Origin of the sequence: Streptomyces enissocaesilis (assembly GCF_039533765.1) — a bacterium.
Classification (GTDB): domain Bacteria; phylum Actinomycetota; class Actinomycetes; order Streptomycetales; family Streptomycetaceae; genus Streptomyces; species Streptomyces enissocaesilis.
Window position 1 is genome coordinate 83,580 of sequence record NZ_BAAAUD010000053.1, and the last position, 22,512, is coordinate 106,091.

8 protein-coding genes are annotated in these 22,512 nt (G+C 70.1%); 6 read left to right on the forward strand and 2 right to left on the reverse strand.

The window, feature by feature from the left end; genetic code table 11:
- Window positions 1-142: 142 nt before the first annotated feature.
- The 3 genes from ABD374_RS27680 (at window position 143) to ABD374_RS27690 (ending at window position 10,891) form a co-directional block, all read left to right on the forward strand.
- Complete coding sequence (locus ABD374_RS27680; RefSeq protein ID WP_344498629.1) at window positions 143-1,561, forward strand: serine/threonine protein kinase; 1,419 nt, start codon at window positions 143-145, stop codon at window positions 1,559-1,561.
- Between the two features lie 197 nt (window positions 1,562-1,758).
- Complete coding sequence (locus ABD374_RS27685; RefSeq protein ID WP_344498631.1) at window positions 1,759-5,052, forward strand: SNF2-related protein; 3,294 nt, start codon at window positions 1,759-1,761, stop codon at window positions 5,050-5,052.
- Between the two features lie 109 nt (window positions 5,053-5,161).
- Window positions 5,162-10,891, forward strand: coding sequence for an Eco57I restriction-modification methylase domain-containing protein (locus ABD374_RS27690; RefSeq protein WP_344498633.1), 5,730 nt, complete (start codon window positions 5,162-5,164; stop codon window positions 10,889-10,891).
- Between the two features lie 126 nt (window positions 10,892-11,017).
- Here ABD374_RS27690 and ABD374_RS27695 read toward each other — a convergent pair whose 3' ends face one another.
- The gene (locus tag ABD374_RS27695; RefSeq protein WP_344498635.1) at window positions 11,018-11,215 is read right to left on the reverse strand and encodes a DUF397 domain-containing protein; all 198 of its coding nucleotides are present in this window, start codon (window positions 11,213-11,215) and stop codon (window positions 11,018-11,020) included.
- Window positions 11,212-12,075, reverse strand: coding sequence for a helix-turn-helix domain-containing protein (locus tag ABD374_RS27700; RefSeq protein ID WP_344498637.1), 864 nt, complete (start codon window positions 12,073-12,075; stop codon window positions 11,212-11,214). The genes ABD374_RS27695 and ABD374_RS27700 overlap by 4 nt, the downstream gene beginning before the upstream one ends.
- A 175-nt stretch (window positions 12,076-12,250) precedes the next feature.
- Between ABD374_RS27700 and ABD374_RS27705 the strand changes: the two genes are divergently transcribed.
- The 3 genes from ABD374_RS27705 to ABD374_RS27715 all read left to right on the forward strand — a co-directional run bounded on the left by ABD374_RS27705 (window position 12,251) and on the right by ABD374_RS27715 (window position 22,479).
- Complete coding sequence (locus ABD374_RS27705; RefSeq protein ID WP_344498639.1) at window positions 12,251-12,712, forward strand: ATP-binding protein; 462 nt, start codon at window positions 12,251-12,253, stop codon at window positions 12,710-12,712.
- Window positions 12,713-12,874: 162 nt separating this feature from the next.
- Window positions 12,875-20,116 (forward strand): DEAD/DEAH box helicase, encoded by a 7,242-nt coding sequence (locus ABD374_RS27710; protein WP_344498641.1) that lies wholly within the window; start codon window positions 12,875-12,877, stop codon window positions 20,114-20,116.
- Entirely contained in the window at window positions 20,113-22,479 is a 2,367-nt protein-coding gene (locus tag ABD374_RS27715) for a UvrD-helicase domain-containing protein (RefSeq protein ID WP_344498643.1), read from the forward strand. Before ABD374_RS27710 ends, ABD374_RS27715 begins: the two co-directional genes overlap by 4 nt.
- The last annotated feature ends 33 nt before the right edge of the window (window positions 22,480-22,512 follow it).

Here is a 22,512-nt window from a genome sequence, read left to right on the forward strand (position 1 = left end):
CGCCGTAGACTGATCGTCGAGCCGTACGGCCAGGCGGGCGCCCCGCTAGTCCGCGCCGTCCCCGATCAATGAGACCAGGGGAGCAGCCGGTCACAGGCCATCGGTGATCAAAAGCCGATTCGCCGGGGGTACGAGAGCGCCGATGGAGCCACTGGACTACGACCGCGACCCCCGCGTCCGCGGTCCTTTCGAGACGCTGGCCCTCCTGGGGCAGGGGGGCATGGGCCGGGCGTACCTCGCGCGACGTCTCCCGCTGGACGGCTGGGACGGTTCCTGGGAGGCCGCATACCGGATAGCCGATGCCGACGCCGTTTCTATGGGCGAGAACTCGCTGGCCGTGCTGAAGACGATCCGGACCGAGCTGCTGACCGATGACGACGCGGCCAAGGTCGAACGGAACCGGGCCCGGTTCGTCGCTGAGGTGGACGCGATCCGCACCGTGGTCGGGCCGCGGATCCCGGCATTCCTCGGGGCCTCGCCCGAGGCTGCCGAGCCGTGGCTCGCCATGGAGTACATCGCCGGACCTTCCCTCGATACGCAGGTCAAGCACGGTGGTCCCGTCAAGGACGTGGGAGCGTGGGCCGCCCTCGGGCTCGGTCTGGTGGAGGCACTGGAGTCCGTCCATGGGGCAGGCCTCCTGCACCGGGACCTGAAGCCAGGGAACGTGGTGCTCGGACCGAATGGGCCGGTCGTTCTCGACTTCGGCCTCGCGGTCCTGGCCGAACGGCAGGACTTCAGCAACGCGCTGACCAAGACGGGCTGGGCGCTGGGCACCCCCGCCTTCATGCCGTGGGAGCAGTACCAGGACACCAAGCACGTGAAGGCGTCCGCAGACGTCTACGCGATCGGGTCCACTCTCTTCTTCACCGCGACCGGTCGGACCCCGTACTCCGGGATTCCAGCCCCATGGGCGCCTGATTGGAACGACGTCCCCGCGGAGTTCCTGCCCTTGCTGGGGCGCCTGTTCGCACCCACCGAGGAACAGCGCCCCAAACTGCTCGACGTACGCCACGAACTGTCCGCCATGCTGGCGAAGAACGGGCTGTCGTACGAGGCGGCCGCTCGTCGGCTCGCGGACATCGTCGCCACGGCCGGCCTGACGCCCGAACTGCCGGTCAAGGCGATCGCCGAAGGTCCCGATCCGCAGGTCCGCGCGCAAGCGCAGCGCGCGGTCGACGACGGCGCGGCGCCGGATGCCCCGTGGCTCGACGACGGGCTCTTCGCCGAGCTGTCCCCGGACACGGACCTGGATCTGGAACCGGGTGAGGAGGCGGACGCAGCGGACGCCGTCCCGCACGACGATACGCACCGCGCCCGTTACACCCCCACGGTCCCCGACGACGGCGAGGCACGGACGGCCCCGCTCCCGTCGCCCGAACCGACGAAGATGCACTCCACCGAGACGGCCGATCCCGTTCACAAGCACGCACAGCCGGATCCGCCGGTAAGCCCCCCGGCGGAGGACCGGCGGCGCCCGGTCACACCCCGCCCGGTCCCGCGCCCGGCGCTCAAGGTCGCCGAACGCCTCCGGCGCGCGTACGCGCACAGCGGAAGCCTCTAGGCCGGGTCGCCCCCCGGTACGGCACGGCACGCCGGTCACCCCGGGACCGACGTCGTGGGGGGACCGGGGCCCCGTCCTGGATTCCGCCGGCTTACGTTCCTCCAGCCCGCCACCAGCTCTAGGCTTCGAACAACACCCACCGCACGGGTTTCGGCCCACCGATCCGCCGTACCCCGTCCGAAAGGAACAGTGCCTCCATGCCCGACACCTCCGGCGGCCCCCCGCCCCGCTCCGTCGCGTTCACCGACGGTGCCCCGCCCGCGGGGACGGTGATCGAGGTCCGCGACGAGGAGTGGCTGGTACGCAACAGCCACGAGGTCCGGTCCGGGGAGTACCTGATCAAGGCGGTGGGCGCGTCAGAGCTGGTGCGGGGCCACGAGGCCATCTTTCTCACTTCCCTCGACGAGCCGAAGATCCTCCGTCCCGAGGAGACCGAGCTGGTGGCGGATCTCTCGCCGGGCTTCCGGCGCGGCCGGCTGCTCCTCGAGGCGGTCCTGCGCAAGACGCCGCTCTCCCAGGGTGAGCGCGGTCTCGCCCTGACCGACGGCTATCTGCTCGACCGTATGGACTACCAGCTGCGGCCGGCGGCCAAGGCCCTCGCCAACCCGCTGCGCCCGCGCCTCCTCATCGGTGACGTCGTCGGCCTCGGTAAGACCCTGGAGATCGGCATCCTGCTCGGTGAGCTGATCAGGCGCGGGCGCGGCGAGCGCATCATGGTGGTGACACCGGCCGCCGTCCTGGAGCAGTTCCAGCACGAGATGTGGACCCGGTTCTCCATCCCGCTGGTACGCCTGGACAGTGCGGGCATCGCCCGGATCGAGCGGAAGGTTCCCGCCGGGCGCAACCCGTTCACGTACTACCAGCGCGTCATCGTCTCCATCGACATGCTGCGCAACAGCGGCCGCTACGAGTCCTGGTTGCGGGATGTCCGCTGGGACGCGGTCGTCATCGACGAGTCGCACAACCTCATCAACAGGGGTACGGACCGACGCCGCGTCGCCGAGCTGCTGTCCCACCAGTCCGACGCGCTGATCCTCGCGAGTGCGACCCCGCACAACGGCGACATGCCCGCGTTCACCGGCCTGATCCGGCTCCTGGACCCGATGGCGGTCAAGGACCCGAAGAATCCGAAGGCCGAGGAACTGCGGCATGTGATGCTGCGCCGCACCAAGGCCAGCCGCGAGGTCAAGGAGCAGCTCGCCGACCACTGGGCCCCGCGCGGTGACTCCTACCCGGTGCGCTGCCCGGCGAGCGAGCTGGAGGAGCGGGTTTTCGCCGAGATCGCCGAGCACTGGCTCGGTGGCGGCCAGGGCAGGGCGGACGACGCTACTGCCCTGCTCGGCGGCGGCAGCGAGGGGAAGCAGCGTGGCAAGGGGTCGGACCACCTCTTCCCGTACGTGTTGCTGAAGTCGTTCCTCTCCTCCCACCGTGCACTGTTCACGACGGTCAAGAGCCGACTCGCGCTGCTCGGCGCGAAGCTCCCGGCCGGGCAGGACAAGATCGACGGCCCGGACACCGGGGCCGAAGGAGCCGTGGGCGAGTTGGCGTCCCTGCTGCGCCTCGCTGACCTGGCCAGGGCCATCGAGCGAGCCACCGTCCGGGAACTGCCCACGTCCAAGGGGCCCACGACCGCGTCGAAGCTGGCGGGTCTGGTCGCCGAGTTGCGGCGGATCGGCGTGCGCGCGGGCAGCTCCACCCGCGCGGTGGTGTTCTCCGAGCGCCACGAGACCTTGAAGTGGCTCGGTGCGGTCCTGCCGCCGCTGCTCGGCTGGAAGACCGAGAAAGCCGCCGAAGCCGCCGTACGGACGATGTTCAGCGGTTCGGCGTCCGATGCCCAACAGCAGGAACTCGTTGACGAGTTCGCCCGCGCCGGCACCGACGTACGCGTCCTGCTGACCGGCGACGGCGCCTCCGAGGGTGTGAACCTGCACCGGCAGTGCCACCACCTCCTGCACTGGGATCTCCCGTGGAGTCTTATCCGCGTCGAGCAGCGCAACGGCCGTATCGACCGTTACGGGCAGGTCGACCCGCCCGAGTTCCGGGCCATGCTGCTGACCACGGCCGTCGACGGGGCCCTGGACGACACGACCGTCGCCGAGAAGGTCATGGCGCGGGAGCAGAAGGTGCACTCCGTCCTCGGCGCGGTGGAGGCCGCGACCGTGACGAACGACTGGGAGCTGGAGGAGAAGCGCCTGATGGAGTCGCTGTTCCAGGGCGAGACCCCGGAGCAGGCGGTCGCCGGTCTGGAGACGGATCCGGATGCACTGGACGCCGAAGGCCCCGGATCGGCGCTGGTGGACCGGCCGGTGGAGCAGCAGCTGTACGGGGAGTTCGGTACGGACGGTCCGGGATACGAATACGCCGCCGAGGGTGGGGACTTCAGCGGTCTGGACGATTTCGACGGCTTCGAGGACGAGGACTTCGCGATCGGGGACGACGACCTCCTCGACGACCTCGATTCCCCGTCGGACGCGACCGGGGAACCCGCTGCGGTGCCCGGGAAGGGTTCCGCAGACGCGCCTGGTGGCGCCGGCTCAGGCTCCGCGCACGCCGACGGTGACCCGGACACCGGGCCCCTCCCGCTCCACCACGAACTGCGCCTCTTCCCCGACCGCTCCTCCTACGTCGAGGCCGGACTCGCGGAACTGGCGGACGTCGAGGCATTCCGGCTGGAGGCGGCCGTCGACGGCGAGGACCTGTCGTTCCGTACGCCCGAGGACCTGGCCGACCGGCTCGACGTGCTGCCGCCGGGGTACCTGCGTGAGCAGAACATCACCCACCGGATGAAGCTCACCTTCAGTCGCGACCACGGCACCGACGCGCTCAAGCGCGCCCGCGAGTCCAAGGGCTCCCTGTCGCTGTGGCCGGACGTTCACTACGTGGGCGAGCTGCACCCCGTCATCGAGTGGATCACCGACAAGGTGCTCGTCCAGTTCGGCCGGCGGCAGGCGCTGGTCCTTCAGGTGGACCGCGATCTGGTGCCGGAGCCGGTGTTCCTCATGCAGGGCGTCTGGTCCAACGCCGAGGGCCGTCCCACCGCCGTGGGCTGGCTTGCTGTGGACCAACTGGCCGGAGGCACACCGCGGGTGCGGCACATCATCCGTGAGACACGCGACCAGAAGCAGGCGGCCGACCCCGACCTGGTGTCCCTGGCCGAGCTGGGCATAGACCCGGACAAGCCGATGGACGACCACTTCGGACCCAGCGATCCCGGCGCCCTCCAGCCCATGGTCCCGGCGGCCGTGGAGGCGACCCGGAACGCGATGGGCGCGCTGCGGTCCGTCGCCGATGCTCGTGTGGACGAGCCCCTGCGGAAGTTCGGGACGAAGGTCGAGCGGTGGCAGCAGGAGGAACTTCCCGGGGCCGGGACGGGTAAGCGCCGCGAGGAACGCACCTCACAGGCCGACCTTCTACGAGAGACCGCCGAGCGGCTGCGGACCACCGGAGACCCGATGGTCCGCGTCCTGGCCGTACTGGAGCCCAGCTCATGACTCGCGCCTCCGGGTGCGTGTCCCCGGCCTTCCCCGATCTCCACCCTCCCGCTCCGCGGTGGCACACGGTCACCATCCACAGCAACGAACCCCGGCAGGAGCAGCAGGCGTGACGTTCGACTCCCTGGTCAACGCGGGCCAGTACTTCCCCTCCTTCTACCTGGACGAGATCCTGCCGAAGGAGCTCAAGGACGGTCCCCTCAAGCGCTGGTCCGCCGCCGAACGGCAGGGCGAGCACACCCCGCGCCAGGGGCTGCGCGACCTCAGCGGCCCGTACTTCAAGGTGCGCGACCTGCTCGCCTCGGGCGCGGAGAAGTACTCCGAACAGCCCGACGTACGAGCTGTCGCCGCGCAGCAAGCCGCGGCGGGCGTCCTCACCTCCGCCGAAGGCGACGGACCTCCGGCGTTCCAGCCGCTCACGGGCGCGGACCCGGACGGCGACAATCCGGAGCGGCCCGAGACACCCGAGGACGAGTGGCGGGCCGCCCTCGCCACCTGGCACCGGCAGGTCCTCAAGGGCCTCGGCTTCGAGCCGAACCCCGGCCACCTCACCCTGTACGGCGCGGCCGGCCCGGTCGCCGTCCCCGTCGCCCACAGCGAACCGGGCGTCGTCGTCCTGACCGGCGGTTACGCCGACGACCTCGACCACACCACCGGCGACGGCCACGCCAACCGGCTCCCCGCCCAGGTGAAGGCCGGCCCGGCCAAGACCCTGCGCACCGTCACCGACCTCGCCGCCTGGCTGCTCTCCTGCGACGACGCCCCGAAGTACGCCGTCCTGCTGTTCGGCGGCGTGATGGTCCTCGCCTCCAAGGGCGACTTCTCCCGAGGCCGTCACCTCGCGGTCAAGCTGGACACCGCACTGTCCCGCAAGGCGGAGAAGTCCGCGACGAACGCCGGTGAACTCGACGTCGCCGCCTGGCTTTTCGGCGCCCCCTCGCTGCGCCCCCGCGAGGACGGCGACGACGACATGACGCGGCTGCTCACACAGTCCCGGGACCACTCCGAAGGCGTCACCAAGGATTTGCGGGCGGGCCTGCAGGAAGCCGTCCAGCTGATCGCGAACGAGGTCCTCGACCGCGCCGACAAGCAGGGCGTTCGCCCCGAGGACCTCCAGGAATGGCTGCCGCACGTCCTGAAGGAACGCGACGACCTGCCCCGCGTCCTCACCACCGAGGCCCTGCGCTACCTCTACCGCATCCTCTTCCTCCTCTACGCCGAGGCCCGCCCCGAGCTGGAGATCCTCCCGGTCAAGGGTCCGGAGTACGCCACCGGTTACAGCGTCGCCCGCCTCCGCGAACTCGTCGTCCGCGAGAAGCTGCCGACCAGCTCGCACCGCGGCTACCACTTCCACGAATCCCTCGCCCTGCTCTTCGAGAAGGTCTTCTCCGGCCACCCGGTCGCCGACACCGTCCGCAGCCGCGAGGAGCTGGCCACTGCCACGAGCCCGGAGCTGGTCGCCTCGGCGGAACGCGCGAAGCTCGCCCAGGACGACGGAGGCGAAGGCGTACGCATCGAGGCCCTGCGCTCCAAGCTGTTCGACCCCGAGTCGATAAAGCTCGTCGGCCAGTGCCTCACCTACCCGTACCCGTCCCGCGCCGACGGTTCACCCGCCCCGGCTGACCTCGACCTCCGCCTGCGCAACTCCGTCCTGCACAGGGTGCTGCGCCGCCTCACCCTCACCGAGGGACAGGGGCCGCGCGGCCGTGGCGGGTTCATCAGTTACGCCAACCTCAGCATCAACCACCTCGGTTCGGTCTACGAGCGGCTGATGTCGTACACCGGGTTCATCGCCGAGACCCCGCTGTACGAGGTGGCCAAGGGCGGCGACCCCAAGGACGGTTCCTGGCTGATCGGCGAGGAACAGGTCAACTCCGGCCGGTACGCCGACGGCCCCGACGGCACGGTCTTCGTCAAGACCGGTGTGGACCCGGAGACGGGCGAGACGAAGGCCGTGCCGTACCCGGTCGGCAGCTACGTCTACCGCCTGGCCGGCCGCGACCGGCAGACCAGCGCCTCCTACTACACACCGGAGTCGCTGACCAAGGCGACGGTGGAGCAGACGCTGCGGTTCCGGCTCGACGAGGACGGCCGTATCGACCCGAAGCTCCCCGCGAGCGCGGACCGGGCGGACAAGGAGACCTGGGATCGGCTGCTGCGGCAGTCCGGTATCACCGCGGCCGAGGTCCTGAAGTGGCGGGTGTGCGAACCGGCCCTCGGGTCCGGCGCGTTCCTCAACGAGGCGGTCAACCAGATCGCCGAGCTGTACCTCAAACTCGCCGAGCGCGAGCGGGGCGTGGAGATCGAGCCGGACCGGTACCAGCGCGAACTGCAGAAGGTTAAGGCGTACATCGCGCTGCACAACGCGTACGGCATCGACCTCAACGACACGGCCGTCGAGCTCGCCGAGGTGTCGCTGTGGCTCAACACCATGTACCCGGGGATGCGGGCACCCTGGTACGGGCTTCATCTGCATCGAGGCAATTCGCTGGTGGGGGCCGTCCGCCGGGTCTACCCGGGGAAGACCCTCAAGGAGGGCGGCTGGCTGAACGCGCGGGAGCAACAGCGTCCGCGCAGTGTGGCCATGGGAACGGCGATTCCCGGAGGGTCCGTTCACCAGTTCCTGCTGCCGGCGCTGGGGTGGGGGTCGATCGGCGAGAAGGTGTCGCTGCGGAGGCCCAGGAAGGGCGCCGAGGACCAGAAGGTACGGGCGGTCGTCGACGGGAAGGTCGCGGACTGGCTCGATCCAGAGCTGATCGAACGGCTGCAGAAGTGGCGCGGCAAGATGAGGCGTGCGCCTGAGGGCGGTGAGGTGCGCAAACAGCCGCGGGACGCGAAGGCCGAGGCGGCGAAGAAGTTGGAGAAGGCGCGGGAGGCGGACCAGGCGGGGGAGACGCTGTTCTCGGCTGATCTTTTCGGTGCCGCCGAGCCCGAGCAGGGGGTACTGGACGGGTTCGCGGCCGAACCGAAGCAGCTGACGTTCGGTGCGGCGGGGAGCGGGGGCGGGCGTGGCCTGCGGGCCGTGAAGAACGTTGACCGGCAGGAGGAACGGGCTGAGGAGAAGAAGCAGATCGCACAGACGACGCGGTTGCGGCGGCTCGCCCAGCGGGTCGAGTACCTGTGGGACCTGGTCACGCTGCGGCTCGAGCTGTCGGAGCAGGAGATCTCGCGGTCCATCGACGTGTGGGGGCTGGAGGAGACGGTGGCCCCGGAGGGCGGGACCGTGCGCGATCCGGTCATGGACCGCGACGCGGTACGGCAGGCGCTGACCGTCGAGGGAACCCCGTACTGGCGGGTCAAGCAGGTCATGGACGCCTGGTGCGCGCTGTGGTTCTGGCCGCTGGAGCAGATCGGGCTCCTCGACGGGTCGGCACCGGACTACGTGGAGGACGGCAAGGATCTCACCAAGGCACCGAAGGGGTCCGGAGACCGGCGGGTACCGCTGCGGAACCTGGAGGACTGGATCGAGTTCGCCGAGGCGGTGGTGGGGCGGATCGACGTCGAGCAGGGGGAGGACGACCGGCAGGCCGCGCTGGTCGAGTTCAGCGGGGTGACGAACCTCCGGGAGTTGGACGCCAAGGAGCGTGAGCTGGACGCGTTCATGGCCGAGCAGTCGGCGTGGACGCACGCGTCGAACCTGGGGGACTACTTCCCGTGGTTCCAGGTCGCGCAGAAGATCGCTCGTGAGCGAGGCTTCTTCCACTGGGAGTTGAGCTTCGCGCACGTCTTCGCGGACGGCGGGTTCGACGTGATGGTGGGGAACCCGCCGTGGGTGAAGCAGGAGTGGAAGGAGAGCGGGGTCCTGGCGGAGTTCGAGCCGTGGTTCGAGCTGGCTGAGCATGTCTCGACGGAGGAGTGGACCGAGCGCAAGGATGGGCTGCTGGCGCGGGCGAAAGCGCGGGGGACGTTTCTTGGGGAGCTGGCCACGCACGCGGCGGCGTCGGGATTCCTGGCTTCACCGGACACTTATCTCGAGCTTGTAGGGACGCAGCCGGATCTGTACCGCGCATTCATGCTGACCACATGGCGAGCGACAGGTGAGCGCGGGGCGGCGGGCTTGGTGCATCCTTCGACGCACCTGACGGGTGGGAAGGAAGTCGCGCTACGGAGAGCCGCATATCGGCATCTGCGGTTCCATGCAGATTTCACGAACCAGCTCCGACTCTTCGCGGAACCTGTTGGCCACAGCAGCCACTTCAGCGTGCAGGTGTACGGTCGCGACCGAGAGATCGGGTTCCAGCACATGAGCTGGCTACATCACCCTGACACGCTTCTCGGCTCTCTTCGTGACATCGAGAATGGCAAGAAGAAGAGACTTCCAGGCATCAAGCACAACGGTGTCTGGGATGAGCTAGCCCACCCTGCGCGTGTGATCTTTGTGGACAAGGACCGGCTGGCCGCGTGGCAGAAGCTTTCGGGTGAAGCCGTATCTAGCCGGGCCGACTCTGCGAAGTTGCTGTTCCCTGTCACCGACAAAGAAGAGGCGGTCATCACAGTTCTTTCCCGCTGGACGCATCGCCTCGGAGGCATGGGGCCTCGCATCAGTCGTGGGTTCGATGAGAAGAATGACCGAGTGGCTGGTTACTTCGAGTGGACCCCCGGTCGGGCCGAGACCTGGAATGACGTCATCTTGCAGGGCCCGCTCATCAGCGTCGCTACGCCGATGCACAGGCAACCGCCAGAGAGTGGTGCGAGAAGCGTCAACGGATACGAGCTGTGGAATCACTTGGCCATGCCAGACGATGTGGTTCCGCGTACGAACTATCGGCGGACCGCCACTGAAGAACGATTCCGTGCCGCGCAGGACCGCTGGGTTGATCATGGCCGCCTTGCGCAGCTCCAACAGGATCCGGCAGCAGTTGCGGCAGCCGAGGCTGATGTCCTCGCTGGAAATCCCGACCTGGAAGGCGAAGGGCTGGAGCAGGCCACGGAGGCGTTGTTGCGGGCGGTGGCCTCGCGGCCTTACTCGGAGTTCTTCCGAGTAGCGTGGCGGGAGATGATCGCTTCGGATACTGAGCGATCGCTTTATGCTGCTCTCGTTCCGCCGGGGACAACACATGTCCATACTGTGCGCAGCTGCTCCTTGGCTGATGATCGGCAGACGGTGCTCGTCACAGGGTTCATGTCGTCACTGCCGCTCGACTACTTTTTGCGGAGTTCGGGCCGTGGTCACCTTGATGTAGCGGATGCGAGCACTATGCCCGCGCCGAGCCTGGGGCATCCGCTGGCTTCAGCCCTCCTCTTGCGCACTCTCCGCCTGAATGCCCAAGTCAACTCCTACGCCGGGCTTTGGCAATCGCTCTACGATCCGGCCTGGGGCAAGGACTCCTGGGCTGCCGCCAGTGTGTGGCCGAAGGATGCGCTGGATATTACCGACGGAATCGGTCCTGCCTGGAAACGCTCCACGCCCTTCCGCTCCGAGTTCGCCCGCCGCGCTGCCCTCGTAGAGATTGATGCGCTCGTCGCAGTCTGGCTCGGCATCAAGGCGGAGGAGCTGATTGCTATGTACAACGCACGCTTCCCGATCCTCGAACAGTACGAGGAGAACATGTGGTTCGACGCCGCCGGCCGCCGTATCGCCAAGGCCCACCAGGCCCACGGCTTCGGTCAGCCACGTGACGCCTGGAGGCAGCTCAGCGCGCACCCGGACTTCCCCGAAGGCGGTGCGAACGTGCCCGAGGGATACACCGGCCCGCTCTACCGGGCCAACCGTCGCGAGGAACTCCGGTCTGCGCACGCCGAGTTCGTGCGGCGTATGGCGGCCGCCGGGTGGAAGCCTGGGCAGACGGAGCCCGAAGGCCGAAGGACCGGGGAACAGGAGGCTGGGGTCACGGAGTGAACCGTGCCGTGAGCGTCCTTCTCGGGTGTTCCGAACTGGGAGAGAGGCGTACACCGGCGGCGGGTGCCAGGTATTCCTGGAGCCGCCGCCGGGTAGGGGACACGTCGCCCCATGTGAGTAGGGCGACTACCGAGCCCTTCCGAGCTCACCGAGAAACCCTGCCCAGGCGTCGCGCGCGAACGCGAGCTGAGGGCCGCCGCGTTCCTTGGAGTCCCGCACGCGGACGGCAGAGCGGTCGGCGGCAACCTCGACGCACGCGCCGCCCTCGCCGCTGCTGTAGCTACTCTTGTACCAATCCAACTTTGCGGGCTGTTCCCTGTTCATCGATCTCCCAGCATCTTCTCGATCAGGTCAAGGGACTGGCGCGGAGTGAGCGCCTGCGCCCTGAGGCTGCCGTAGCGTGCCGCAAGGATACGAACCTCGGTGGGGTCGGTGATCAGGCGGCTGATGTGCTGGACCTCCAGGTATGCCACTTGCGGCCTGTCCTTCGGCGTCAGCATGATGAAGGGCCCGCCCAGGCTGGGGTGCTCCTCGCGCTCCATCGGGAGCACCTGTAGTTCGACGCTACGCAATCTGCCGAACCTGAGCAGCGTCTCCAGCTGTTCGTAATGAACGTCCCACCCACCGAGGGGGCGCCGCAATACAGATTCTTCGATGGCAAACGTCGTGAACGGTGGAGGCCAGCGCTCGAACAACTTCTGGCGTTCCAGTCGGGCCGCGACGCGCTGATCGACCGTCTCCTCGTCCAGGAGCGGTTGCCGCGTACGGAAGACCACCTGCGCGTGGGCTTCTGTCTGGAGCAGCCCCGGAATGGCGAGAGAGCTGTAGTCATGCAGCTCCACCGCCTCCGCCTCAAGCCGCGCATAGTCCCGGAACCACTCCGGATGCCGAACCCGCCGCCGCTCCTTCGCCCGCTCCACATCATCCGTCACGGCCGCCAACAACCCACCGCACGCCAACAGTTCATCGACCGCGATCAGGAAACCCGGCTGCGGCGTCCGCCGTCCCCGCTCGATGGACGAGATCTGCTCCTCGCTGTACCCGACCCGTTCGCCCAGTTCCTTCTGGCTCATGCCGGCCCGCTCCCGGGCCGCCTTGACCATGCGCCCGACGGCGCGGAACAGATCCGCCGTCTCCTCCGAGCCCGCCCGGTCCCCGGCCTCCCGCTCCGGTCGTGCCGCCATCACGCCCCCACTTGTCGCCGAGCCGCCTCACCGGCCACCGTCGCCGGAGGTCACGGCCGTACGCCCGGACAACGGCGACCGCGACCCGTACAGCCTGCCCGTACGGCCGGACAGTCACCCTCCGTACCGTCTCGGACACTCCCCACCGTAGATCCGGGACACCACTCTCGGTGAGGTGAACAAGGAAACGGAATCAGCCGTCGCGACCCGCGAACCGGACACGTCCACTGGCGACTTCGGCTTCAGCGTCCTCTTCGCCACCACGGAACACGGTGCGCACACCGCCCGGCTCGCCGCCGAACGCGCCCTCGTCCCGCACCTGCCGCCGGACACCGGGACCACCGACGCCGCGCGCCTGATCATTGCCGAGCTGACCGCGAACGCCGCCCTGCACGGCAGGGTGCGGGGCCGCAAGGCCCGCCTCGACCTGACGCTCGACCCCACGTGTCTCCTGGTCGAGGTCACCGACGCGCGAGGCGACCACCTCCCCGCGCCGCCGCCGGACAGTGAGGCCGGAGACGGCGAGGGCGGACGCGGCCTGCTCCTCGTCGAGGCGCTCGCCGACGGCTGGGGCTGGCGCCCCCACCATCCCGGCGGCAAGACGGTCTGGGCGGTCCTCGTGACCCGTACCGAGTGACCGGCCGGCTGATCCAAACGTGGGTACGGATGTCAGTGGCCTCTCGTAGAGTTCGTGGAGCAGTGTGAGAGGGCCGGTGAACGTCGGCTGGTCCGGACGCGAGTCGGCCGGCCGGTCCACCGGTCCGGACAGTCCACGGGAGAACAGGGGCCACGGCGCGTCATGAGACCCACCCTCGCCGCGCAGCAGTTGCGCGACACCACGGTCGAGTACCTCACGACCACGTTCGCGCTGGCCGAGCCCGACACCCAGGACGCGCTGACCGACTTCCTCACCGACCCCGCCGACGGCATCTTCCGCGGACCCTACCTCCGCATCCGGCGGCCGTTCCGGCCCGCGGCGGACGGCTGGGAGAAGCACCTGGACTGGTACGAGACGGGTTTCACGCCGTACGCGCACCAGGCGGAAGCGTTCGCCCGGCTGTCCTCCAAGGACGGCCGGACCCCGCAGCCGACACTGGTCACCACCGGCACCGGGTCGGGCAAGACCGAGTCGTTCCTGCTCCCCGTCGTGGACCACTGCCGCCGGGAGAAGTCCGCCGGTAAGCACGGCGTGAAGGCCGTACTGCTGTACCCGATGAACGCGCTCGCAGGTGACCAGGCGTCCCGTCTCGGTGACCTCCTGGCGGACGAGCGGCTGCTCGACGCGGGAGTGACGGCCGGGCTGTACATCGGTGAGGCGTCCGCGTCCGGGACCGAGTCGCCGTACGGGCGGGTGATGGTGGACCGGTCCGAGATGCGGCGCAACCCGCCGGACATCCTGATCACCAACTACAAGATGCTCGACCTGCTTGTCCAGCGGCAGCAGGACGCCTCGCTGTGGCGCGACGCCGACCTGGCGTACATCGTCATCGACGAGTTCCACACGTACGACGGGGCGCAGGGCACCGACGTCGCGATGCTCCTGCGGCGCCTCGCGGTCGCCGCCGGTGCCGACGAGCCGGGCCGGCCGCTGGGGAGGATCTGCCCGGTCGCCACGTCCGCGACGCTCGGATCGGCCGGCGGCGGGGCACCCGCCGGGACCGGAGAGCCCTCTCGCCCCGGGGCGGACGGCGACGCGCGCCCGATGCTGGACTTCGCCTCGCAGGTGTTCGGGACGAGGTTCCCGGACGACGCGGTGGTCGGCGAGGACCGGCTCCCGGTGGAGGCGTTCCTGGCCCCCGTGGACCCGACGCTGCCCGTGCCGACGCCCGCCGAGCTCGCCGGCCTCCCGGACCCCGCACGCGAGAAGGGCGCGCTGGCCGACGTGGCCCGCGCGGTCCTCGGCAGCGCGGACCTCGATCCGCGCACTCTGGGACGGCGGCTGCTCGCCCACCCGCTCACCCACGCCCTGCTCCGGGCGGACGTGCACAGTCCGGTCTCCGCCCTCGAAGCGCTGAGCGCGTTCGAGCCGACCTCCGCCTGGCGGCTGGCCGCCCTGTCCGACCCGACCGATGCCGAGACAGCGCTGGCTCGCTTCGTGGCGCTGCTGTCGGAGGCACGGAACCCCCACGCTCCGCAGGGCAGCGAGCGGCCGCTCGTCATGATCGAGACCCATCTCTGGGTGCGGTCGCTCTCCCGGGTCCTCCGCTTCACCGCCCCGGAGCCGGTCTTCTCCTGGACCGACGCCGACCAGGCCGCACTGACCGCTCCGAACCCGAACGGCGGACCGGGGGAGCCCCTCGGTCCGGCGGCCACCTCCGACCGGGCGATCGTGTCCGCCGCCGCGCAGGCCGAACGCCGTCGCCGTGTCCAGCGGACGGGACGGCTGCCGGCCGCGTACTGCCGGCACTGCGGCCGGTCCGGCTGGGCGGCGGTCTGCCCCGAGCGGAACCCGCTGCAGCTGGAGCACGCCCCCGAGGAGATCTACCGGCGCAGCGTCTCCGGCGGCGCGGCGAAGGGCCGTGTCCGGGCCCTCATCGAAGCCACCCCGGCCGAAGCCGCCGAACAGGCCCGGCTCCTGCGCGACCAGCGGACCCGGCGCGGGCGCCGCGGCACCAGTGGCCAGGCGACCGTGATGGTCCTTGAGGACAACGGCCAGGAACTGCGGGCGCTCGACCCGGACGAGGTCCTGCTCGACGGCGGCAAGTTCGCCGAGGCACCGGACAACGGCGTGTTCGTCACGGCCTGGATCCACAACCGGGACCAGGACGAGTTCGCCAAGCAGGACCGCTGCCCGGCCTGCGGCCAGAGCCAGGGCATCCGCTTCCTCGGCGCCGGCATCGCCCCGCTGACCTCAGTCGTGGTGACCCAGCTGTTCACCGGCGGCGAGCTGCCCGCCCGGGACGAACAGGACGGGGACCGCCGCCGCACCCTGATCTTCAACGACTCCGTGCAGGACGCCGCCCACCGGGCCGGCTTCGTCGCCAGCCGCGCCTGGAAGTTCTCACTGCGCTCCCTGCTGTACGAACAGCTCCAGGGCCGGGCGGCGGAGAACACCGACGAGGGGGCGGACGGCGTACCGCTCAACGAGGTCATCGCCGACCTGGTTGTGCGGGCCGCCGACGAGGAGCAGAAGCTGCTGTCCTCCGTGGTGCCGCCGGACATGCGTGACATCGACCGGGTGAAGAAGCTCCTCGCCGGATCCAAGCAGGCCGGTGAACCGTCCTGGTCACTGGTCGGTGAGCGCCTCGCGTTCAACACCCTCCAGGAGTTCGGCTTCAGCTCGCGCTGGGGCAGGACCCTGGAACTCACCCGTACCGTCGCCGCCGAGGTCCACCTGCCCGACCCCGAACTCGCGGCCCGTACCGCCCAGGCGCTCTACGAACAGCAGCTCAACTCCATGCTGCCCACCGTCGACGCCGTGCCCGACGACGACGGAGAGGGCGGAGCCGAGGACGGCGAAGGCTCCACGGCACGGGCCGCGGAGGGCGAGCTGCCCGCCTCCGGCCCTGAGCGGCTGCGCCGCTTCGAGGGATACGTGCGGATGCTGCTCGAACACATCCGAGCCGGCGGCGGCATCTTCCACCGCTGGCTCGACGCCTTCGTCGCCGACGAGGGCCGCAACCGCTACCTGCTCACCGGTCTGCGATCCGAAGGCATGCCCGCCTTCCCCCGGGGCGCCCAGGCCCCCTCGTTCGTCCTGCTCGGCGCGGCCTCGGGCCGTACCGACTTCGAGAGGGCCGACTCCGCCGAGAGCTGGTTCACCGACTACACCGTGCGCTGCCTCGGCGGCCTGGACCGCGCAGGCGCCGCGGCCTTCATCACAGCGCTCCTGCCCCGGCTCGCCGACCCGGAGATCGGCGCACTCGCCCACCGTGCGACCGGCGACGCCAAGAAGGGCAAGCAGCGCGGCCCCGGCGTGTACGGCCTGACCGCCGGACACGTTCGGGTGCGGCCCCTGGCCGACTCCGAGACCCCGCATGCCGCCGTAACCTGCCCGGACTGCGGCTGGACCCAGACTGTCGCACCCGAGCGGACCGCCGTCTGGCAGGGCATGCGCTGCCCGCTCAAGCAGTGCGACGGCCTGCTGACCGTGCCCTCCGCCTCGGCGGCGGGACGTGCCGGACGTGACTACCGCTACGACTACTACCGGCGTCTGTACCGCGAGTCAGGCCCGTACAACGTGGTCGCCGCCGAACACACCGGCGTACTCAAGCGAAAGGAGCGCGAAGCGGTCGAGAAGGGGTTCCGGCGTGGCACTCTGCACACCGACCCCAACGTGCTGTCCTGCACACCGACCCTCGAACTCGGCATCGACATCGGCCAGTTGGAGGCGGTCATCCTCGCCTCCCTGCCGTCCACCACCGCCTCCTACGTCCAGCGGGTCGGCCGGGCGGGACGTGCCACCGGCAACGCGTTCATGGTGTCCCTCGCGGACAACAGCCCGCGTGCCCTCTATCACCTGTCCGAGCCCCGTCACCTGATCGACGGGCCTGTCACTCCGCCCGGCTGCTTCCTGTCCGCCAGCGAACTGCTGCGCCGCCAGTACACCGCCTATCTCCTCGACCTGGCCGCCCGCGGCCGACTGCACGACGTACCTCCGCTCGTCGACCGCGCCGGTCTCCTCTTCGCGCGGGGCGGCTGGGCCACGGCCTTCGTCCGGGCCACCTCCGGCCGCACCGACTACGCCGAACAGTTCCTGGCCCTCTTCCCCGAGATCGAGTCGGTGCGCGACTCCGGGGTGTCCGCCGAAGCACGCCGCTCGCTTCTCGCCTACGCGCAGGAGGGGCTGGCCAAGGACCTGCGCGAGGCCGAGGCGGCCTGGAAGGCGGAGCGCACGAGCCTCCAGGCCCGCCGCGACCAGATCAACGAGGCCGCCGACTCGCTCCACGAGAACATCGAGGACGAGGCACGCGACAAGAAGGCGCTCGGCCGCGAGGCCGCCGCCCTGGGCGAGAGGTTCCAGGAGCTCAACAACATCGGTGCCCAGGCGTTCCTCGTCGAACAGGGCCTGCTGCCCAACTACAGCCTCGTCGAGGAAGGCGTCCGCCTCGAAGCGACGCTGAACCACAAGCGGCCGCCTCGCCGGACCCGCGCCGGCGAGGCCGACCCTGCTGCCGAGCGGGCGCGGTGGCGCCCCGAAGTACGCACCTATGACCGGCCCGCCACCGCCGCGCTCAGCGAACTCGCCCCCGGCAACTCGTACTACGCGCGCGGCTACCGGCACGTGATCGAGGGGTTCGACCTCGGCCCTCAGAGCACGCCGGCCGAAGGCGAGGGCGCCGACGCCGCGCCGCCGGTCCTGCGTACCTGGCGGGTGTGCGGTGAGTGCGGCCATACCCGCACCGGCGACGACGCCGAGCAGAACACCCGGCCCTGCCCACGCTGCGCGAGCACCTCCATCGGCGGTCGCACCGCCCTGTACACCGTCGTCGTGCCCCGCAAGGTCCTCTCCCGCGACAAGCGCGAGGACGCCCGCATCATCGACGACAGCGAGACCCGTAAGCAGATCAACTACACCACCGTCACCGCCGTCGACATCGACCCGGACGACGTCAAGGAGAGCTGGCGGCACACCCGCGCCACCTTCGGCGTCGACCATGTCCGCGAAGCCGTCATCCGCCGCTTCAACCTCGGACGGGCCCGCCCCGGCCGCCGCGCCGACACCTTCTTCGCGGGCACCGAGACCAACGTCACCGGCTTCGTCCTCTGCCCCCTGTGCGGCGGGGCCACCGACCGCGAGCCCGGACACACACCCGTCCAGGAAGAACTCTCCGAGTCCGTCCTCAACTCCCCGGACCACGCCCACCACTTCCCGTGGTGCGTCGTCCGCCGCCGGGACCGGCGCACCGCGCCCCGCGACCTCACCCGCGTCCTCACCGCCGCCGAACACCGCACCGAGGCCCTGCGCATCCTGCTGCCCGCGGCCACCCTGAACGTTCCCGAACGCCTCGCCTCCTTCTCCGCCGCCCTCCACCTCGGCCTCGCCCGGCATTACGGCGGCGACCCGGCCCACATCCGCTCCACCCCCGCCACCGAGCCCGACCGCGACACCGAACTGACCCGCCACTACCTGGTCCTGTACGACGCCCTGCCCGGCGGCACCGGTTACCTCCAGCGCCTCGTCGACAACGACGGCGGAGACTTCCGCGCCGTCCTCGCCGCCGCCCAGCGGGTCCTGCTCACCTGCCCGTGCCAGTCGATCCCCGGCCGCCGCGCCTGCCACCGCTGCCTGCTGCCGTACGCGCAGACCCAGCGCGAGTACAAGGACCTCGACCGGCAGGAAGCCCTCTGGATGCTCGAAGGGCTCCTCGGTCCCGACGGCCACAGCGGCTGGCAGATCGACCGCCGGCCGTCCCGCGACACAGACCGGAGCGCCGAGGACCGCATCCGCTTCGCCGAACAGGCCGAGAGCGACCTGGAACGCCGCTTCATCACCTGCCTCGACACCTGGCTCGCCCTCCCCGGCAACGGCGGAGCCGACCACGGCACCACCCCCACCGGGCGCCAGGGCAAGCAGTTCGCCCTGCGCAGCCCCGACGGGCGAGCCGTGAACTGGGAAGTCGTGGCCCAGAAGGACCTCACCGGCTACCGGACCCGGCCCGATCTGCTCTTCCGCCCTGTCGCCGGAGCCGCGGCCCAGGCCGGACCGGGACCACTACCGGTAGCCGTCTACCTCGACGGCTACCGCTGGCACGCCTCGGCCCGCACCAATCGGATCGCCTCCGACGCGGCCAAGCGGGCCCGGCTCCGCGCCGACGGCATGCTCGTCTGGCAGATCACCTGGGACGACGTCATGGCCTGGGAGAAGCAGCTGACCGAGCAGGCGGCGGCCAAGGCGCCGGGCCGTGCAACGCCGGCTGCCGAAGTGCCCGACGCCCTCGCCCGCGTCATGGCCGGCCCAGCCGCCGACGCCGCCTGGCCGCCGTATCCCGTCGAAGGCGAGCAGTCGCCCGGTGGCAAGGTCCGCGCCAAGTGGGTCGCGGCCAAGCAGAATCCCGCCGTACTCGACTCCTACGTGTACAACGGGGCCATCCCCTCCTTCCTCGGCTATCTGCGCCACCCGAACCAGAAGCTGTGGCGGGCACTTTCGGTCCGCGCCCTCACCGGCCTCCTGACCACCGAGCCGAAGCCGGTGTCCGTGTCCGCCGACCCCACCAGCGCGGTTCCCTGGATTGAGGCCGTCCTGCGCGGACAGACTCCTCCGCGGCCCGTCGGACAGAGGTTGACCCTCGTCCAGGCTCAGGACGGTTCCGGCCTGCCGCTGCTCCTTGTCGTCGACCGGCGCCAGGAGAAGAAGCAGGTGTGGAGCGCGCTCACCGTGCTCGACGACCGTCAGGATGCCGTCAAGGGTGACCGCCCCGACCACAAGCGCCGCTGGAAGGCCTGGCTGAACTGGGGAAACCTCATCCAGTTCCTTGACCCCACGGGTACGGGCCAGGCCGACGGCGTCGCCCTGGCCCGTACCGCCGTGGACGACTTCGACGCCACGCTCCTCGCGGCCACGGCAGGGCCCGCCACCGGTCTGCTCACCGCACTCCGGGAGGAGAAGGCCGGACACGGTCTTTCCGCCGCCGACCCTGCCGCGGATGAACTGCCCGGGGCCGGCAGGTCCCCATCCCCGGCCGAGGCCGTGGAGCAAGCGCCCGAGCCGCGCTCCGGCCGCGCCGGCCAGGAAGAGCCGGAGCACCACACTTCGGCAGAGCTCGCCGTCTGGCGCGTCATCCAGGACGACCTCAGCGACGGCGACCTGGCCGTGCAGCAGTTCGCCGGACGGTTCATCGCCGAGTACGCGGGGAAGCATCCGAATCTTCCGGTTGCCGAGGTTCTCTGGGACGTGACCGGTGTGACCATGGCAGTGGAACTCGCCTGGCCACAGCAGAAGATCGGGGTCGTGTCGCCCGAGGTGGCCGAGAACAAGGACGACATGGCGCAGTTCGCACGACAGGGATGGGACGTCCGCCCCGTCGACCGATGGTCGATCGATGAACTGGCCGGACGCCTGCTCAGCTTCTCTGCGAACCGGCAGGAGGGGGACGCATGACACCCAGAGCAAGCACCCGGGTCATCATGAGCAAGCAGGTGCAGCAGGACCTGCAGCGGCTCAGTCATCAGGCGAACAGCCAAGTCATCGACTTCGTAAGGCGGTTGCGCGAGGACCGCGCCAACCGTTCCCTGCGCCTTGAGCCGCTGCGCGCGGCCGGCGCCAACGGGGATCTGTTGATCGCTGCCGTTCCACCTCACCATGCGGTCCTCCTGCTGTGCACGGAGGAGAGCCGCTTCACTGTGCTCGCGGTACGCGAAGGCGCCCAGGCCCACGAGGAACTCTCCCGGCTCACCGTCTCCATCAACCCCGTATCCGGACTCCCTGAGGTCATCGACCAGGTAAGGGCGTCCGACAACGTCCTGGCCTTCTCCTCCCAATCCGGGGAGAAGGAACCGGCAGGGGCCGCACGGCCGCAGCACTCGCCCGCCCCTGTCACCGCCTTGCCGAGCGCGCTGTTCGCCCGGATCGGCGACGACGACCTGGCGGGCCTCGGGGTGAGCCGCTCCCTCCTGCCGTCCATCCGCAGGATGACCTCCCGGGAACAACTGGACGCACTGCTCGTCGACAACGTCCCCGAGCTCACCCGGGACGTCCTCCTGGCTCTCGCCGAGGGCACCCCGGTCGAGCACGTCCGGCGCGACATCACCGACGCCTGGCACACCCCCGACGCCGACCCCGAGGACTGGGCCGGCGCCGCTCGCCACCCCGGCCTCGTCTCCACCGACGACGACGCCGTCCTCGACGCTCTGGGCAACTCCTTCGAAGCCTGGCGGCTCTTCCTCCACCCCGAACAGCGACGCCTGGCCACCACCCGCTTCAAGGGCTCGGCCAAGGTCACCGGCGGCCCCGGCACCGGCAAGACGGTGGTCGCCCTGCACCGCGTCCGCCACCTCGTCTCCCTGCTTCCGCCGGGCCACGACCGCCCCGTCCTGCTCACCACGTACAACACCAGCCTGGCCGAAGACCTGCGCCAGCGCCTGCGCAAGCTCGGCGGCGACGACGTCCTGAAGCGGGTCCGCATCGAGTCCGTCGAGGCTCTCGCCCGGCGCATCGTGGCCGAGAGTCCGTCCGTCGACCTCGGCGCTCCGCTCCAGGACGACGCGCCGATGGATCTCTGGCACACCGTTCTCGCCGAGTCCGAGCATGGGCACTACGACGCCGACTTCCTCGACGACGAGTTCCGCCACGTCATCCTCGCGAACCAGTGCACCCGCTACGACCGTTACCGCGGCGTCAGCCGCCCCGGACGTGCCCGCATCACGGTCAAGCAGAAGCGGGAGATCTGGGAGCTGGTCGAGGCTTACCGGGCGCACCTGGACGGGCCTCCGCGCCGGACGACCTTCGACCTCGTCGCCGCCGAGGCGGCCCGTATCGCCGGTGAGCGCAAGCGCGAGTACGATCGCTTCCTGGAGTACAAGGAAGAACGGGGAGGCCGGGACCTGATCCACCGGGAAGCCGCCAGCCTGATGGGCGGCAGCGCCCCCCGCCTGCCCTTCCGCCACATCGTGGTCGACGAGGCACAGGACCTCTCGGCATCCCACTGGCGCCTGCTCCGGGCCCTGGTCCCTGAGGGACCGAACGACATCTTTCTCGTCGGCGACGCCCACCAGCGCATTTACGCCCACCGTTCCGTCCTCAGCCACTACGGCATCCGCACCCCGGGCCGCGCCTCACGCCGTCTCACCCTCAGTTACCGCACCACCCGCGAAATTCTCGGCAGCGCCGGAGGACTCCTCGCCGGACAGCCCTTCGACGACATGGACCTCGGCGACGACACCCTCGACGGCTACCGCTCCGTCCTCACCGGCCGGGCCCCCGAGTACTGGTATGCACCCGATTGGCAGACCGAACAGCGCGCCCTGGCGGCCATGCTCGCGGAACGTCACGAGAAGTACGGAACGCCGTACGAGGCTATGGCCGTGGCTGTCCTCGATCGCACCGCGGCGGCCCAGCTCGCCTACACTCTCGCCACTTCGGACCACCCCGTGCCCGTAATCGAGATCAAAAGTGACGGAGTCTCGGAGAACAAGCCCGGCGTACGCATCGGGACCATGCACCGCTTCAAGGGCCTCGAGTTCCAGCGAGTGTTCATCGCCGGAGTTTCCGAGGGCCAGGTCCCGCACCAGCGCATCGAGCCGTACCGGCTGACCAACCCGGACCGCTACCGCCAGGAAGAACAACGAGCCCGCTCGCTGGTCTTCGTCGCGGCTACCCGCGCCCGCGACGAACTGGTCGTGACCTGGAACGGGCGGCCCAGCCGCTTCCTGCCCCGTAACGTTCACAAGATCGCGCACAGCGCGGCGAGTCTGTTGAAGGGTGACGGCCCGCCGTCCAGCTCCTCGGCTTCCTCGGTTGCCTGACCGGCCACGATTCGACAGCTGCACGGACCGAGG

Coding starts and splice junctions, on each gene's coding strand:
- ABD374_RS27695 (WP_344498635.1), bottom strand. CDS start 11,215: ATGAACAGGGAACAGCCCGCAAAGTTGGATTGGTACAAGAGTAGCTAC.
- ABD374_RS27715 (WP_344498643.1), top strand. CDS start 20,113: ATGACACCCAGAGCAAGCACCCGGGTCATCATGAGCAAGCAGGTGCAG.
- ABD374_RS27700 (WP_344498637.1), bottom strand. CDS start 12,075: ATGGCGGCACGACCGGAGCGGGAGGCCGGGGACCGGGCGGGCTCGGAG.
- ABD374_RS27710 (WP_344498641.1), top strand. CDS start 12,875: ATGAGACCCACCCTCGCCGCGCAGCAGTTGCGCGACACCACGGTCGAG.
- ABD374_RS27685 (WP_344498631.1), top strand. CDS start 1,759: ATGCCCGACACCTCCGGCGGCCCCCCGCCCCGCTCCGTCGCGTTCACC.
- ABD374_RS27680 (WP_344498629.1), top strand. CDS start 143: ATGGAGCCACTGGACTACGACCGCGACCCCCGCGTCCGCGGTCCTTTC.